This window comes from Arthrobacter sp. ES3-54 (assembly GCF_029504395.1).
GTDB lineage: Bacteria > Actinomycetota > Actinomycetes > Actinomycetales > Micrococcaceae > Arthrobacter.
Genome location: NZ_JAQFIF010000001.1, coordinates 120,216 through 135,936, shown reverse-complemented (window position 1 = coordinate 135,936; position 15,721 = coordinate 120,216). Strand labels below are relative to the sequence as shown.

General features: G+C 66.2%; 13 protein-coding genes and 1 pseudogene. 10 read left to right on the top strand and 4 right to left on the bottom strand.

Annotated features, from left to right (window positions below; all coding sequences use genetic code 11):
• Positions 1 to 129 precede the first annotated feature (129 nt).
• Genes M2428_RS00765 through M2428_RS00755 form a run of 3 tightly spaced genes read right to left on the bottom strand, consistent with a single transcriptional unit; the run spans position 130 to position 4,221 of the window.
• A complete protein-coding gene (locus M2428_RS00765) occupies positions 130 to 1,173 on the bottom strand; it encodes a cytochrome d ubiquinol oxidase subunit II (RefSeq protein ID WP_277522595.1) in 1,044 nt (347 codons plus the stop codon).
• A gap of 9 nt (positions 1,174 to 1,182) precedes the next feature.
• A complete protein-coding gene (locus tag M2428_RS00760) occupies positions 1,183 to 2,592 on the bottom strand; it encodes a cytochrome ubiquinol oxidase subunit I (protein WP_277522593.1) in 1,410 nt (469 codons plus the stop codon).
• A gap of 48 nt (positions 2,593 to 2,640) precedes the next feature.
• Positions 2,641 to 4,221 carry a GMC family oxidoreductase gene (locus tag M2428_RS00755; protein ID WP_277522591.1) on the bottom strand — a complete coding sequence of 527 codons (1,581 nt, stop codon included), beginning with the start codon at positions 4,219 to 4,221 and terminating at the stop codon, positions 2,641 to 2,643.
• Positions 4,222 to 4,440: 219 nt separating this feature from the next.
• Between M2428_RS00755 and zwf the strand changes: the two genes are divergently transcribed.
• The 9 genes and pseudogenes from zwf to M2428_RS00710 all read left to right on the top strand — a co-directional run bounded on the left by zwf (position 4,441) and on the right by M2428_RS00710 (position 14,073).
• Complete coding sequence (gene zwf, locus M2428_RS00750; RefSeq protein WP_277522590.1) at positions 4,441 to 5,886, top strand: glucose-6-phosphate dehydrogenase; 1,446 nt, start codon at positions 4,441 to 4,443, stop codon at positions 5,884 to 5,886.
• Entirely contained in the window at positions 5,883 to 7,778 is a 1,896-nt protein-coding gene (locus tag M2428_RS00745; protein WP_277522588.1) for a glycoside hydrolase family 15 protein, read from the top strand. The genes zwf and M2428_RS00745 overlap by 4 nt, the downstream gene beginning before the upstream one ends.
• A gap of 623 nt (positions 7,779 to 8,401) precedes the next feature.
• Positions 8,402 to 9,022 (top strand): PhzF family phenazine biosynthesis isomerase, encoded by a 621-nt coding sequence (locus tag M2428_RS00740; protein ID WP_277522586.1) that lies wholly within the window; start codon positions 8,402 to 8,404, stop codon positions 9,020 to 9,022.
• 158 nt (positions 9,023 to 9,180) lie between these two features.
• Positions 9,181 to 10,833 carry an MFS transporter gene (locus tag M2428_RS00735; protein WP_277522585.1) on the top strand — a complete coding sequence of 551 codons (1,653 nt, stop codon included), beginning with the start codon at positions 9,181 to 9,183 and terminating at the stop codon, positions 10,831 to 10,833.
• Positions 10,834 to 11,290: 457 nt separating this feature from the next.
• Positions 11,291 to 11,812: a hypothetical protein gene (locus M2428_RS00730; protein ID WP_277522583.1), complete on the top strand. Its 522-nt coding sequence runs from the start codon at positions 11,291 to 11,293 to the stop codon at positions 11,810 to 11,812.
• Positions 11,813 to 12,041: 229 nt separating this feature from the next.
• Positions 12,042 to 12,299 (top strand): annotated as a pseudogene (locus tag M2428_RS00725) (DUF1775 domain-containing protein); the annotation flags it as partial.
• Positions 12,300 to 12,333: 34 nt separating this feature from the next.
• Positions 12,334 to 13,032, top strand: coding sequence for an FAD-dependent oxidoreductase (locus tag M2428_RS00720; RefSeq protein ID WP_277522581.1), 699 nt, complete (start codon positions 12,334 to 12,336; stop codon positions 13,030 to 13,032).
• Positions 13,029 to 13,691 (top strand): FAD-dependent oxidoreductase, encoded by a 663-nt coding sequence (locus M2428_RS00715; RefSeq protein WP_277522579.1) that lies wholly within the window; start codon positions 13,029 to 13,031, stop codon positions 13,689 to 13,691. The genes M2428_RS00720 and M2428_RS00715 overlap by 4 nt, the downstream gene beginning before the upstream one ends.
• Positions 13,692 to 13,728: 37 nt before the next feature.
• A complete protein-coding gene (locus M2428_RS00710; RefSeq protein ID WP_277522577.1) occupies positions 13,729 to 14,073 on the top strand; it encodes a cupin domain-containing protein in 345 nt (114 codons plus the stop codon).
• Positions 14,074 to 14,223: 150 nt separating this feature from the next.
• Here the strand turns inward: M2428_RS00710 and M2428_RS00705 are convergent, their stop codons facing one another.
• The gene (locus tag M2428_RS00705; RefSeq protein ID WP_277522575.1) at positions 14,224 to 14,592 is read right to left on the bottom strand and encodes a hypothetical protein; all 369 of its coding nucleotides are present in this window, start codon (positions 14,590 to 14,592) and stop codon (positions 14,224 to 14,226) included.
• Positions 14,593 to 15,028: 436 nt separating this feature from the next.
• Between M2428_RS00705 and M2428_RS00700 the strand changes: the two genes are divergently transcribed.
• A complete protein-coding gene (locus tag M2428_RS00700; RefSeq protein ID WP_277522573.1) occupies positions 15,029 to 15,721 on the top strand; it encodes an MSMEG_4193 family putative phosphomutase in 693 nt (230 codons plus the stop codon).

Here is a 15,721-nt window from a genome sequence, read left to right as displayed (position 1 = left end):
GCCCTTGTGGTGCAGGGAACTCCTGAGGCCCCGGGCGAGCCGCCGCCTGTCTCAATAATCGATCGTTCGTGAGACTGAGGCGTGTCAAGGAGGTCAACGGCTCGCTTGCTTGCCGCCTCGTCAGCGAAGTCAGGCACGGACGACCCCGGAGCCCCGGTCGGGCTCGTCGTCGACGCCTTCTTCGGGAAGCAGTCCGCGCTGGTCGAGCACGTACAACAAGATGAAGGCCGGCACGATCAACAGCACGGCGAGACCGGCCGCGACCAGCACGGCCGTGATCGTGCCCGACGGCGCAGCGGCCGCCGAGACCGTGAGCGTTTCGGGCAGCAGGTAGTCCCACTGTGCCACGCCCCAGGCCAGCACGAGGGCGCCGGCCGCGGCGATCGCAGCCAGCCGCCCTCCGCGGTGGGGTCGGCCTCGGAGCAGGAAAAGCGCGCCGAGCCCGGCGACCGCCGAGATGATCACCAGCGGCAGGGCGCGTGAGGTGAGTCCTCCGAAGACGTAGCTGGCTTCGCTGCGTACGACGAAGAGACCGACCAGCGCGACGGCTCCAGCCACGGCCCCAGCCGCCACGGCGCGGACGCGGAAGTAGCCGACCATCGCCTCGTCGGAAAGGCGATGGGCATCCCAGGTGAGCAGTACCGCGGCGACGTAGGCCGTCACGGATACGGCGAGCAGACCCATGACGACCGACGTCGGGTTGACCCAGCTGTGCAGCGGATCGCCCGCCCGACCGCCGGCCGGAACCTGGCCGGATGCGATGCCTCCCGCGATGGCGCCGAAGCAGTAGGGCACCAGCACCGAGGAGACGGCGAAGATGGCGCCGAAGCTGCGGCGGGCTCGCCGCCGAAACACCGCCTTCCGGAAGGCGAAGCTGGCACCGCGCAGGACGATGCCGAGGGCCGCCATGGTGAGGGGCACGAACATGGTCAAGGTGATCGACGCGTAGGCCTCGGAGAAACACGTCCAGAGCACGACGAAGCTGAAGATCAGCCACACGTGGTTCGCTTCCCACACGGGCCCTATCGAGTGGTCGATTACCTCGCGCGGCCGCTCCCCACGCTGCGCGCCACCAGCGGTCAGGTCCCAGAAGCCGGCACCGAAGTCAGCGCCGCCGAAGATCGCGTAGATGGTGATGGCAGCGAACAAGAGCAGGGCTGCGGCGGTATCCATGGGTGACCCCTAGGTCTCTTTCACCGGCTCGCGCGGTCCGTACGGGGAGTCTGTCTCCTCGAATCGGCGTGCCCCACGGTAGCGACGACTCGTCCCGCGCAAGACGAGGATTGTGGTGACGCCCAGCCCGATATAGAGGATCGTGACCGCGATGAAGGTGATCCAGACTCCGGTGTTGGTGGTCGCGGCGTCCTCCACCCGCATCTTGTTGTAGACGATCCACGGCTGACGGCCGACCTCGCTCACGGTCCAGCCCGCCTCCATCGTCAGGACGGCGAGGGGTCCGGCGGCGACGGCGCAGCGCAGGAACCACTTGCTGCGAGGCATGTCTCGTCGGAAGATCCACGATGCCAAGTACCACAGCGTGAGCAGGAACAGGGCAGTGCCGACGCCGACCATGATGTCCCAAGCGAGATGGACGACGTTCACTTGGCGGTTCGTCGGCCGCTCGTCGGCGGGTACAGCGTCGAGCCCCTGCACGACGGTCGCCCGGCCAGTGCTGGGGTCCGACAACCACGAGGCGAGCCCGGGGATGGGGACACCGCCCACCACTTGTCCTTCTGAGTTGAGATGGCCGAGCAGCGTCTCGGGCACGTCACTGCTGGTCGTCGGCACCAGCTCGATGGCGGCGAATTTGACCGGCTGATTGCTATAGACCCAGCGAGCTAGACCGTCACCGACCCCCATCTGCACCGGGACGGCGATGGCGGCCACAGTGAAGGCGATGAGAAAGCCGAGCCTGTGATAATGGTCCCGCCGCCCGCGCAGCATCGCCGTCGCGTAGACCATGGCCACCAGGAAGCCGCCGACCAGGTAGGCCGCAGTCACCATGTGCGCCGCCATCAGCGGCATCGCCCCGTTGAAGATCACCCCGAGCGGGTCCACCGCCACGACGTTCCCGGCGGTGTCCAGAGTGACCCCTTCGGGGGAGTTCATCCACGCGTTGGCGGCCACCACCGAAACGCTGCCGAAGATGCCGGCGACGGCGATCGGGACACCGGTCCAGAAGTGGGTCCAGGGCTTGAGCCGCCGCCAGCCGAAGATGTAGATCGAGATGAAAACGGCCTCGAGAAAGAAGAAGAGACCCTCGAACGCGAAAGGCACGCCGAACGCCTCGCCCCAGTGACCCATGAACTGAGGCCACAGCAGGCCGAACTCGAAGGAGAGAACCGTTCCGGTGACGGCGCCGACTGCGAAGGTGACCGCCATGTACTTCGACCAGCGCTGCGCGAGCCGGATGGCGTCAGCGTCGGCCCGCCTGATGCCTCGATAGTTGGCGATCAGCGCCATCACCGACCAGGACACGCCGAGTGGCACCAAGATGATGTGGAAGGCCAGCGTGAACGCCATCTGTGCTCGAGCCCACGGAACCGGGTTCACCTCTATCACGGGGATGAGGACGTCCGCGAACAGCGTCATGTCGCACCCCTTCCCGCGGGATTGACAGCTGCCATGGCGACCCGGGGACTAGCCAAGGCGTTCGGTGAGGTGGTCGCCGACCCGCAGGGCGTTGGCGATTGCGGTCAGGGACGGGTTCACGGCGCCGATGCTGGGGAAGAAGCTGGTGTCGACGACGTAGAGGTTGTCCAGGTCGTGGGCTTTGCAGTTCACGTCGAGAGCGCTGGTTGCGCGATCTCGGCCGAAACGGACGGTGCCTGCTTGGTGCGCGGTGGCGCCGATCGGCATGCTCTTGTGCAGGTAGAGGCTCCGGTCCAGCAGATGGTGCTCGTGCATGCCCAGCTTGCCGAGCATGCCGTCGAGTTTGTGGCGCAGCCGCTTTACTCCTTCGACGTTGTTCTTCTCATCTATGCTGAGGTGGATGGCGTCGTCCGCGTCGAGCGTGACGCGATTGTCGGGTTGCGGTAGGTCTTCGCCGCAGAGCCAGAAGTCGACGGCGTGGTGCGCCAGCACCTCGAAGGGCAGGTCCGGAGAGATCTTGCCGGCCCATCGCGGCGACTGCGCGCGGAGCTCCTCGTCGTCGGACTTGCCGAGCATCTGGATACCGCCGAGCGGATAGTCCCAGTCGTCGGACCCCAGATACCAGTCGTTCATCGCCAGCGTCTTCTGGAACAGCGTGGGGTTGGGCTCCCGGGAAACGGTCATCAGCGCGATGTTGTTGTGCCGCATGTAGTGCCGGCCGACCACTCCGGAGCTGTTGGCCAGCCCGTCGGGGTGGCGGTCTTGGCGAGATCTGAGCAGCAGGGCGGCGGAGTTAACCGCGCCGCAGGCGACGACCACGATGTCGCCGGTGAATCTGGTCTCGGTGCCGTCGTCCAAGGTTGTGACGACCCCGGTGACGCTGTGTCCTGAGGCGTCGGTTTCCAGGCGCTGCACTTGGGCGCCGGTGACCAGTGTGACGTTGTCCTGGGAGAGCACCGGATCCACGCAGATGACTTGCGAGTCCGATTTTGCGTTCAGCAGGCATGGGAAGCCATCGACCCGGTCGCAGCGGATGCACGCACTTGCCCGTGCCGCCCGTCCAGGTTCGATCTCCTGGAGGTTGACGCCGATCGGGAGGTGGAAGGGGTGCAGCCCGAGCTTCTCCAGGTCGTCGTTCAACTGCTGGATGCGAGGTTCGTGGGATACCGGAGGGTGGGCGTACTGCGCGCTGGCATGGCCTTCGCTCGGGTCCTCGCCGTGCTGACCGTGCACCAGGTAGAGATGTTCGGCTTGGGTGTAGTAGGGCTCCAGGTCGTCGTAGGAGATCGGCCAGGCCGGTGAGATTCCGCCATGATGGCGTAGCTCGCCAAAGTCCTCCGGACGGAGGCGGAACAGTGCCGCGCCGTAGAACTTGGTGTTCCCGCCGACGTAGTAGTTGACCTCGGGCTGGAACTCGCTGCCGTGCCGGTCGTACCCCAGCTCTTTCGCAAGGTACTTTCCGCGGACGAACACCGCCTCGGTCTGCCAGTTGTCGCGCTCACGCGGCAGGAACGGACCTCGCTCCAGCCAGAGCACCTTCGCCCCGTTCGTAGCAAGCCGGTGGCCGAGCGTCCCGCCCCCGGCTCCCGTCCCGATGATGACAACGTCATAGTGCTGGCCGTCTGTCACGCCGCATCCTCCTGGAGCCTGTTCTCGGATCTACCGATGCTGCCTCTAGACATTGAGCCTGCCCCCCGGGGTGGACGGCGTCATCACCCAAAATGGGTGGTGACGGGGACCGGGAGGCGGTGGTTGGCTCTGATAGAAACCGGTCTGCGTCAGCTGCCGCACGGAGGCCACGAGCAGATTCATTTGCCGGTAGAGGGCCGATCACGTCGAGGAGATGCCATGACAGCAACGATGAATAGCCGAACCGCGGCTGGGCGTGGCCAGCCGGCTAGCGCTGGTCAGGGTTCCGCCGATGTGTTCGTGGTGTTCGGGATCACCGGCGACCTGGCCAGGGTAATGACGTTCAGATCGTTGTACCGGCTGGAGCGGCGGGGTTTGTTGCAGTGCCCGATCGTCGGGGTGGCTGTCGATGATTGGACGGTTGACCAGTTGGTGGAACGGGCCCGGGTTTCGATCGAAGGCACTGGGGAGGTGATCGACGCCGACGTCTTCGGCCGTTTCGCGGCCCGGCTGTCCTATGTGCAGGGCGATTTCGGCGATGCAGCGACCTATGGGCGGGTCGCCGAGGCGATCAAGGGCGCCGACAGCCCGGTGTTCTACCTCGAAGTCCCACCCTTCCTGTTCGGCACAGTCGTCAAGGGCCTGGCCGGGGCCGGCCTGACCGCGACGGGGCGGGTGGTGGTGGAGAAGCCGTTCGGGAGTGACCGAGCCTCGGCTCGCGCCCTGGCCGAGGAGTTGCACCAGTTCCTCGACGAATCGCAGTTGTACCGGATCGACCACTACCTGGGGAAGATGGGCCTGGAGGAGATCCTTTACCTGCGGTTCGCCAACACGATGCTTGAGCCGATCTGGAACCGGAACTATGTCGAATGCGTGCAGATCACGATGGCCGAGGACTTCGGCGTCGAGGACCGTGGCCACTTCTACGATCCCGTCGGTGCGCTGCGCGACGTGGTGGTCAATCACCTCATGCAGGTCGTGTCCGCGGCCGCAATGGAACCACCGTCTGGGGGTGATCCGCAAACGATCAAGGACTCGCAGGTCGCTTTGTTCCGCGCGGTCTCCGAGGCCGATCCTGTCCACTACGTCCGCGGCCAGTACGAGGGTTACCGGAGCATCAACGGCGTGACCGCGGATTCGACGACGGAGACGTACGCCGCGTTGCGGCTCGACATCGACAATTGGCGCTGGTCGGGTGTGCCGTTCTTCATTCGGACCGGCAAGAAGCTTCCGGTCACTCAGACCGAGCTTCGGCTGGTGTTCAAGCAACCGCCCCGGCTCGGCTTCAACTTCGGATCCGATCGCCGACCAGAGCCCAACCAGATCGTCATCAAGCTTGATCCGTCGACCGGCGTCAGGCTCAAGGTCGAGGCTCTACGTGCGGACACGGCCGGCCCCGGCGCCATCGATCTCGACATGGAGTTCGCCGATGAAGGGGGCGAGGGGCCGACTCCGTATGAGGTGTTGCTCCAGGCGGCGATGGTCGGGAAGAGTACGCGGTTCACCCGCCAGGACGGGGTCGAGGAGACGTGGCGGATCATGCAGCCACTCCTGGATGCGCCGCCACCGGTGCACAGCTACACGCCCGGGTCTTGGGGTCCGACAGCTGCAGATGAACTGACCGCCGACTACGTCGGTTGGCACCGGCCCTGGGTGCCGTCATGAGTCCCAACGCTCCGCGGCAGGCCACCGAGCAGAGCGCTGCCGCGCCCTCCCCGTTCCCGCCGATCGCGGACTATGCCTTCCTATCGAACTGCCACACGGGCGCCCTCATCGCGCCCGACGGAGGCGTCGGCTGGCTCTGCGTCCCGCGTTTCGACTCACCCAGCGTGTTCGGCACCCTGCTCGATCGCGGAGCCGGCTACTTCAGGCTCGGCCCGTTCGGGACCAACCACCCGACAGCCCAGGTGTATGAGCCCGGGACCAACGTCCTCTGCACGACCTGGAAGACCCAGACGGGTTGGGTTGAGGTCCGCGACGCCTTGACCATGGGCCCGCGGGAGAGCGAGGACGAGGTCACCCCGCATACCCGACCGCCCGCCGACGACGACGCCGATCACCTGCTGGTGCGTACCGTCCGCTGCCTGGACGGCACCGTCGAGATGGAGCTGGTCTGCGAGCCGGTGTTCGACTACGGCCGGACGCCAGCCGCATGGACGTTGGTCGACGGCAGTCGACACATCGCCGATGCCAGCGGTGCGGGCCAGACAATCAGGCTGCAGACCGATTTCGCCCTCGGCGTCGAGGGCGAACGGGTCCGCGCCCGACACGTCCTGTCCGCCGGTGAGGAGTTCTACTGCGCACTGTCGTGGGCCGAGGGGCTGAATGCGCCGGGCGACGTCCTGGACGCCACCCGCCGCATCAATGCCACCACGCGGTTCTGGCGCACCTGGTTGGGCCGGGCGCGAATGCCCGACCACCGCTTTCGCGACCCGATCCAGCGCTCAGCGCTAGCCATCAAGGGCCTCACCTACATGCCGACCGGGGCCACTGTCGCCGCGCTCACCACGTCGCTGCCGGAGACGCCTGGCGGTGAGCGCAACTGGGACTACCGCTTCACCTGGATGCGCGACACCACCTTCACCTTGCAGGCGCTGCATTACCTGAATCTCGACTGGGAGGCCGAGGAGTTCATCCAGTTCGTCGCCGACCTCGAGCCGAAGTCCGACGGCGCGCTGCAGATCATGTACGGCATCGACGGCCGGCGCGATCTGACCGAGTCCACCCGCGACGATCTGTCCGGCTACGCGGGTGCCCGACCGGTCCGGATCGGCAACGGAGCGTTCGACCAACGCCAAAATGACGTGTTCGGCGCCGTGCTCGACTCCATCCTGTTACACACCCGACGCAGTGACCGGCTGCCACTGCGGCTATGGCCCATCATCAAGTCCCAAGCCGAATGCGCCACCGCCGTCTGGCGCGAACCCGATCAGGGAATCTGGGAGGCCCGCGGTAAGCCCCAGCACTACGTGTCCTCCAAGCTGATGGGCTGGGTCGCGTTGGATCGCGCCGCGAAGCTGGCCGGGATCCGCGGCGACACAGATCTCATCGCGACTTGGCGGGACACCGCGGATGAGATCAAGGCCGACATCCTCGAGCACGGCGTCGACAAGCGGGGTGTGCTCCGTCAGCACTACGACACGGACGCGCTGGACGCCTCCACCTTGCTGGCCGCCATCTTCGGATTCCTGCCCCCAGATGACAAGCGGCTCCGGGCCAGCGTGCTCGTCATCGCCGACGAGCTGACAGAGCACGGCTTCGTGCTGCGCTACCGCACCGGCGAGACTGACGACGGCATGTCCGGAAAGGAGGGCACATTCCTGATCTGCTCGTTCTGGCTCGTGTCCGCGCTGGCGATCATCGGCGAGGAGCAGCGGGCGCGTGACCTGATGGAGAAGCTGTTGCGGGTCGCCTCGCCGCTCGGGCTCTTCGCCGAGGAGTTCGATGTCGACACCGGCAGGCACCTCGGCAACTTCCCGCAGGCGTTCTCCCACCTCGCGCTGATCGAGGCAGCAGCGCGGATCATCGTTGTCGAGCGGCTCCAGGAGTTCTCGTGATGAGGTGACCCGTGCTGCGGGTCCATCCACAGGACAGCGACCCGCCCGATTACGATCGTTTTGCGGCTCAGTTCCTTGGTTGCGGCGCGGACCTGGCTGGCACTGAAATCCAGTCGGTTGCTTCCGCTGCGGCGGGCGGCAGGTGCATTGGTGGTCGCGGCAGGCCTGATGCTGAGCGGCCTTGCCGTTCCAGCCGAAGCAGCCACCGTGTACAAGGCTCCGCTGCGCACTGCCGTGCGCGGACTCATCGTCGCGGCCGAGGTCAATGCCGGCTATGACCGGGACCGTTATTTCGGCGTCTGGCGGGATACCAACGGGGATTACCAGAACACGCGTCAAGAAGTACTGGTCCAGGAATCCAAGACCGCCGTGTCGTTTACCAGCCGCGGCTGCACGGCCAGTACGGGACGCTGGGTGACATCGTGGGACAACCGCGTTCACACCTCCGCGTCGACGGTGCAGATAGCCCACACGGTTCCGGTTCATGAGGCCTGGGGATCCGGGGCCAGGTACTGGTCCCAGGCCCGGCGCGTGGCCTTCTACAACGACCTCGGCGACAGCCGTACCCTGAGCGCCCAGACGTCCGCGCTCAACTCCTCGAAGCAGGCCAGTGGCCCGGAGGCGTGGATGCCGCCGAAGAACCGCTGCGCGTACATCGGCCAGTGGGTGGCGGTGAAGATCCGCTGGGGCCTCCTGCCCCAACGTCACCATCACCGTATCCCGCGCCTGAATCGTCAGATGCCCTCCCCCCTGAGGCGGACTACCGGCTGCGCATCTTCAGTCCCGGCGGTGAACTGCCATTCGCCGGACACCCGACCCTTGGCTCAGCGCACGCCTGGCTCGAACAGGGCGGACACCCGCAATCGGACCAGCGCATCATCCAGGAATGCAAAGCCGGGCTGGTCGAGGTGCGCCGGAACGGCAGCGCACTGTCCTTCGCGGCCCCGCCGACCACCCGTACCGGTCCCCTTGAAGAGTCCTACGTCGGGGACATCGCGGCTGCTTTCGGCATCGGCCGTTCCAAAGTCCTGGCCCACCAGTGGGTCGACAATGGCCCAGGGTGGGCGGTCGTGCAGCTTGCCAGCGCGGAGGAAGTCCTCGCGCTGGAGCCCGATCTGTCCGCTATCCCCGAGGCGATGGTTGGAGCGATCGGCCGCCACCCGGAAGGCTCAGAACATGCCTTCGAGATGCGCACCTTCGCGCCGGGAGTGGGGGTGGCCGAGGACCCCGTTTGCGCGGCATGAACGCCAGTGTCGGGCAGTGGCTCGCTGCCACGAAAGCCGGCCCCTCCGCCTACCGCGTTTTTATTGGGTCAACGCGCTACCTTGACAGGGGATCCGGGTGCGCGGAGCATGTCGTTCATGCGCGCAACGTCCAGCGGCACAGCGCTTGGGCAGGGACCATGAGTGCCGGGGCAACGACAACGGCGCGGACTGGCTCCGGCCTGGTCCTGGCCGTGCTGGCATCAGGCCAGTTCCTGATGACTCTCGACAGCTCGGTGATGAACGTTTCGATGGCCACGGTGGCCGCGGACCTGGGCACGACGATCACCGGCATCCAAACGGCCATTACCCTGTACACGCTCGTCATGGCGTCGCTGATGGTCACCGGCGGCAAGGTGGGTACCATCATGGGCCGCCGCCGGGCGTTCGCCCTCGGCCTGATCATCTATGCCGCCGGTTCGCTCACTACGGCCCTGGCCCCCAACCTTGGGGTGCTGCTCCTGGGCTGGTCCCTGTTAGAGGGGATCGGCGCGGCACTGATCATGCCCGCGATCGTCTCGCTGGTGGCGGCCAACTTCCCGCCCGAGCGCCGCGCCGCAGCCTACGGGCTGGTGGCTGCCGCGGGCGCCATGGCAGTCGCGGCGGGCCCGCTCATCGGCGGCGCAGTGACCACGTTTGCATCCTGGCGGTATGTCTTCCTCGGCGAGGTCGTCATCGTCCTGGCCATCCTGCTGGTCCTGCGCAAGGTCGAAGACGTTCCACCGGCCAAGGTCCGGCTCGATCTGGTGAGTTCCGCACTGTCGATACTGGGACTGGGCCTGGTTGTGTACGGTGTGCTGCGTTCGGCTGAGTGGGGGTGGGTGCAGCCCAAGCCCGGCGCGCCGACCGTCATGGGGCTCTCTCCCGTTGTGTGGCTGCTGATCGGCGGGCTGCTTGTCCTCTATCTGTTCATGCGGCGGACCTCACACCTCGCCTCAGTGGGCGGCGAACCGCTCATCGATCCCGCGCTGTTCCGGAACCAGCGTCTCACCGGCGGGCTCAGCGTATTCTTCGCTCAATTCCTCGTGCAGGCCGGCGTGTTCTTTACCATCCCGCTGTTCCTGTCGGTGGTGTTGGAGCTGAGCGCGCTGGAGACCGGGATCCGGATCTTTCCGCTGTCCGTGTCGCTGATACTGGCCGCTGTCGGAGTCCCCAAGGCCTGGCCGCGTGCCAACCCCCGCCGTGTCGTCCGGCTGGGGCTTATGGTGATGATCGTCGGTATCCTCATCCTGGTCGCGGGAATGGACCCCGGGGCGAACGCAGGCATTGTCGCCATTCCGATGCTGTTGATGGGCTTCGGACTCGGGGCGCTGTCCTCGCAGCTGGGCGCCATCACGGTCTCCGCGGTGCCGGACTCTCAGAGCGCGGAGGTCGGCGGGCTGCAGAACACGGCCACCAACCTAGGGGCCTCCCTGGGGACCGCCCTGATCGGATCGGTCCTCATCGCCACCTTGAGCACGTCGTTTATGGCCGGCATCCAGGACAATCCCGCCGTGCCAAGCTCCGTGCAGCAGCAGGCCTCGGTCCAGCTCGCCAGCGGGGTCCCTTTCATTTCCGACACCCAGCTCCAAGGCGCGCTGGACGACGCCGGAGTCGACCAGGCGACGGCCGATGCCATCATGTCCGTCAACTCGGACTCCCGACTGGAAGCCCTCCGGGCCGCACTGGCCCTGACCGCGCTGCTTGCGATCGCTGCACTGTTCATCACCGGACGCCTCCCCGATAAGGCCGTCGGCGCACCGGACCCGTCCCCGCGCGTTGCGCAGCCCGCCGAACCCGGCGAGCCCCGATAGCGTTCGCTGCCTGCCCGCATGCTTTTCGCCGCCCACGTTCGCATCTAACGCATGGGTTCCATTTTCAGTGAGTTTGTCCGACTGACCACCGCCGTTCCCCAGTTCGCTCTCGCCTTCACACCTTCCATCGGCACGATGGAAGGTGTGACTGTGGGAACACTACATCGCGAGCCCGTGTCGGTTTCATTTTTGCGGGATGATGTGCGCGGCGTTCCGGGGTGCATATGGTCGTGGTATCCCCATCCTGACAAGTAGGTGATTCTCGTGAGTGACCCACCCCCGGCAGTTCAGCCCGCAGCCACCGCGGTTGCTAGTTATGCCCACGCCTAGCGGGTCGGCTTTGCCATCTTCATGATCCTCGGCCCGCTCGTCCTTCTTGCCGCGACGATTTATCCATCCTCCGCATGGCATCCGGGTCACGAGCGGGTCGGAGTACTACGACGCCGCGCACGACCACATGACGCAGTTCTATGTTGCGCACACGCTGTTCTTTTTCGCAGGGGTCACCTTGATCCCGGCAGTCATCGGGCTGAACCGCCTGGTGCGGCGCAGCCATCCCAAGGCGGCATTCTGGGGGCTCGTGCTCTCGGCCATGGGCTTCGTGGGCTGGGGTGCGTTCGACGGCCAGGACTTCATGACCTACATCGCCGGCTCGGAGAAGAACCTGGACACGAACACGATGCAGACCTACATCGACGACGCGCTGGCGAACACCGAAGTCACGATCCCGACAGGCATGGTCTTCCTGGTCCTCGTCATCGGACTCGTCGTGACCTGCGTCGGACTGCACCGCGCGGGTATCCTCCACTTCGGGCTCGCGCTGTTGATGCCGATCGGCATCGTCGGCATCTTGACCTTCCTCGAGTACCCGCCGCTGCTGATCGCCTCGGGCCTCTGCGTGTGCGCCAGCGTGGGGACCATCGGTGTGCGGCAGATGCGGGAGCCGGACAGGACGGTAGGGCAGGCGGCGACGGCATGACTGGATCATGCTCCTTGGCGTGAAGAAGCCGTCAACGATCGAGATCTCATCATGTTCCAGAGCAGCTCTTTTCGGCGTCGCACCCTTGCTGGTGTTGGGGTCGGCATAGGCGCCAGCGTCGCGGCGATCCTGGCCCTGCCGGGCATCGCCCAGGCACACGTAACTGTCCAGCCCGGAACCACCATAGGCGGCGGTTTCTCGGTGGTCGCCTTCCGGGCCGAACGAGCGCGACGACGCCAGCACCACGCAGCTGCGGGTCACCCTGCCAAAGGACCAGCCGATCAAATCGGTCCAGACCGCACCAGTGCCCGGGTGGAAGGTCACCACAGCGACCCGTCACCTCGACAAGCCCATCGAGATGTTCGGCGAGCAGCTGGACACCGTGGTCTCCGAAATCACCTGGACTGCCACAAGAACAAGGAAGGTCGACGTCGCGCCGCTTTGGCTGTGGGCGGCCCGCCGCCAGGGACGTTGCGGTCGACGCTGACGACCCAGACTCTGCAGCAAAAAGGAGACTCACCATGAATAATCAGTCCTCTCATGTCGATGTTGTCGTGGTAGGGGCCGGCTTCGCGGGCCTTACCGCCGCCCGGAACCTCAGAAAGGCCGGTGTTTCGGTTGTCGTGCTTGAGGCCGACGACCGCGTCGGCGGTCGATCCATGCCTGGAAGTCTCGCGGGGTATGTCGTGGACCTTGGCGGGCAGTGGGCGGCGAGTTCCCAGACCCACCTGCTGGCCCTGGCCGAGGAATTAGGGGTCAAGACCTATCCGCAGTACGTCGGGGGCGAGCACATCATGGACATCACGGGGCTCGAGGCCCGCTACAAGGAAGGCGAAGACCTTCCCCTTGAGCCCACAGATCTCGAAGAGTTCAACAAGCTGATGGGCGAGCTGGAGGCCGTGGCCGGCAAGATCGACGTCGGCGCACCGTGGGCCATGGAGGGCGCGGACGGCCTTGACGCCCAGACGTTCGAGAGCTGGCTGCTGGGTGCCACCACCTCGGAGCCGGCGCGGGCCGTCTTCCGGCTGATCGCGCAGACAGTATATTGCGTCCAGCCCGGCCAGCTGTCACCGTTTGCCGTCATGTACTACGCCGCTGCGGACGAAGGGATCGGCCACATGATCGGCACCGTTGGCGGCGCCCAAGAGACCCTCTTTGTGGGCGGCGCCTGGCAGCTGGCCGCGAAGATGGCCGAGGGCTCGGCGACGCGGTCATCGTGAACGCGCCGGTACGGTCGATCGCGCAGACCAACGACGGGGTGACGGTCACATCTGACGCCGGCGTCTGGACCGCAGCGTGGGCCGTGGTGGCTACTGCCCCGCCGATGGCCGCTCGGATCTCCTACACTCCCCCGATGCCCCCGCGTCGGGACGCATTCACCCAGCGGATGCCGATGGGCAGCATCATCAAGGTACACGTCGCCTATGAGACGCCGTTCTGGCGCGCCAAGGGTCTCAGCGGATCAATCCTCTCCGATCGAACGGCCACGGGCTTGTGGATGGACCATTCGATCCCGGGCGTCGAAACCGGCGGCATGGTGGGCTTCTTCGGGGGCGGCCACGCCCAAGCCTGGGCCGAGCGTTCACCCGAAGAGCGACGCGCCCGCGTCCTTGAAGATCTCGCCACCTATCTGGGACCCGAGGCGAACAAGCCGACCGAGTATGTGGAACGGTCCTGGCCGGCCGCGCCCTGGCAGCGGGGAGCGTACTGGGCCATGCCCACCCCGGGCGCCCTGACCGCCTTTGGGCCCGCCCTGCGCGAGCCGGTCGGCCGGATCCACTGGGCCGGCACCGAAACGGCCGACGCCAACATCGGCTATCTCGACGGCGCGATTCAATCCGGCGAGCGAGTCGCCGGGGACATCGTCAACCACCTTTGACCGCGCAACCGCCGGCCACGCCTTCCTGGAGGGAACCATGGAAAATACCACTGAATACCGAAGCTCCTCCCTGACCGCAGGGTCATGGGAACAACACCTCGAGGACGGCCTGAAGGCCGGAGAGGTCCACTGGCTCCGCCAGGAGGGAGAGGGAGCCCCGATGGCCGGACTGTGGAGGGTTGGCCCCGAGGAGGGCGCAGAACTCCCCTACCGCGTCACCGGCTCCGACACCTTCCACGTCATCGAGGGCGAAGCCGAACTGGAAACCCCCGACGGGGACAGGATCGAGCTCGTCGCCGGCGGCATCTACTCCTTCCCGGACGGGTTTACGGCCACCTGGAGAACCAAGTCGAACTTCCTCAAGTTCTTTGTAATTGGCTAGACGTTCGACGCCTGGCCCACCGGCGCCGACGGGTTCAAGCAACTTCGGCTTCATCGGCGCCGAACCAATCAGTGGGCGTCGGCGATCTACCGGGAACGGCGCCGATCGAGCCAGACCGCACCCCGCAGGAGAGGGTCAGGCCGTGTTGCTTCAGCTGTCTTTGAGTCGCCTGCCGCCGGGAAGATTTTCACCCCAGGACGGGTACATCGCACCGGCATTGTGTTCGGCTTCGCGGCGGGCTGTCTCTGCTTCGATGGCTTTCGCTACGAAGTGACTCCAGGTGTTATCCCCTTCGGCGTAGCTGGTCGCCCGGTACGCGGCCCGCGCCCGGTTCTGGAGCGCGGCGGGGATACTCACCGTCATATTCGCTGTTTCGGTTTCTGTGGGTTCTGCCTTCTTTGGCGTTTCCGGCCGGTGTCCGGGGAGCATCCGGGCCAGCGGTGCCTCGCCGGCCGGTGCTGCGGTGCGTCGCAGGGGCAACCCGAGGGCGGGCCGTCCGGGTGTAGGTTCAGCGCTCACGCGTTGACCTCCTGGGTTTCCGCGATGGCGATGCGACGCGTCACTTCCATTGCGACTGCGTGGAGATCTTCGGCCACGCTGGAAGCCGACTTTGGCCCGGCATGTCCGGCCTTCGCTTCACCGCGCAGGACCTCCCACCATTTCGGTCCCTTGCTGAGCTCCCGCTCGAGCTCGAGGGCGGGAACTACTGGATCCGACGCGGAGCGGGCACGGGACGTCCTCCATGCGGGGGTCGACTTCGGCCGGGGGTGCTGGCTGTGCCGGTTCTTCCGGTTTTGCTGTGTCGGCCATGAGCTGGTCAATGCCTGCCGAGTCCGTCTGGGCGGCTTTGAGCGCCCCGCGTGCTTGAAGGGTTCCGCCAGTGCTTTATCTGCCTGTTCGACGCGCGACCCGGTATGGTTCACACCGCCATCGAGCGCGTGGCTAGGCTGGGTGGATGGCGACAGTTATTCTCGTGCGGCACGGCCGCACCACAGCCAATGCCACTGGACTGCTGGCCGGTCGGGCCGTCGGCGTCAGCCTGGACCAGATCGGGCGCGACCAGGCGGCTCTGACCGGAGACCGGCTCGCGGCCGTGCCCGTAGTCGGGGTGGTGTCGAGCCCTCTTGAGCGTTGTCAGCAGACCGCCCAGCTCATCCTCGATCGCCAGGCTGGCACGCCGTACGCGCCGGTCGATCTCGATCTCACCGAGTGCGATTACGGCCAGTGGCAGGGCCGCACGCTCAGTGATCTCGCGACCGAGGATTTGTGGCCGGTTGTGCAGTCGCAACCGTCCGCCGTCGTCTTTCCCGGCGGTGAATCCATGGCCGCGATGCAGGCTCGGTCGGTGGCAGCGATTCGACGCCACGATGCAGCCTTCGAAGCCGAGTACGGGCCAGGGGCCGTGTGGGTGGCGGTGAGTCACGGTGACATCATCAAGTCAATCCTCGCCGACGCGCTCGGCATGCACCTTGACCTGTTCCAGCGTATTAACGTGGGCCCCGCCTCCGTATCGATCGTGCACTACGGCGCTAGTCGGCCGAGCGTCTACGCGACCAACACCGACGCGGGTGATCTGTCGTGGCTGTCGAACGGCATCCACTCTGGCGATGCGCCGGTGGGCGGCGGTGCAGGGCAAAAGGCGCCATGA

Bases quoted from the DNA above. Each gene is read 5' to 3' on its own strand.
- M2428_RS00710 (WP_277522577.1), top strand. From the start codon at position 13,729: ATGGAAAATACCACTGAATACCGAAGCTCCTCCCTGACCGCAGGGTCA.
- M2428_RS00765 (WP_277522595.1), bottom strand. From the start codon at position 1,173: ATGGATACCGCCGCAGCCCTGCTCTTGTTCGCTGCCATCACCATCTAC.
- M2428_RS00720 (WP_277522581.1), top strand. From the start codon at position 12,334: ATGAATAATCAGTCCTCTCATGTCGATGTTGTCGTGGTAGGGGCCGGC.
- M2428_RS00700 (WP_277522573.1), top strand. From the start codon at position 15,029: ATGGCGACAGTTATTCTCGTGCGGCACGGCCGCACCACAGCCAATGCC.
- M2428_RS00735 (WP_277522585.1), top strand. From the start codon at position 9,181: ATGAGTGCCGGGGCAACGACAACGGCGCGGACTGGCTCCGGCCTGGTC.
- M2428_RS00730 (WP_277522583.1), top strand. From the start codon at position 11,291: ATGACGCAGTTCTATGTTGCGCACACGCTGTTCTTTTTCGCAGGGGTC.
- zwf (WP_277522590.1), top strand. From the start codon at position 4,441: ATGACAGCAACGATGAATAGCCGAACCGCGGCTGGGCGTGGCCAGCCG.
- M2428_RS00760 (WP_277522593.1), bottom strand. From the start codon at position 2,592: ATGACGCTGTTCGCGGACGTCCTCATCCCCGTGATAGAGGTGAACCCG.
- M2428_RS00745 (WP_277522588.1), top strand. From the start codon at position 5,883: ATGAGTCCCAACGCTCCGCGGCAGGCCACCGAGCAGAGCGCTGCCGCG.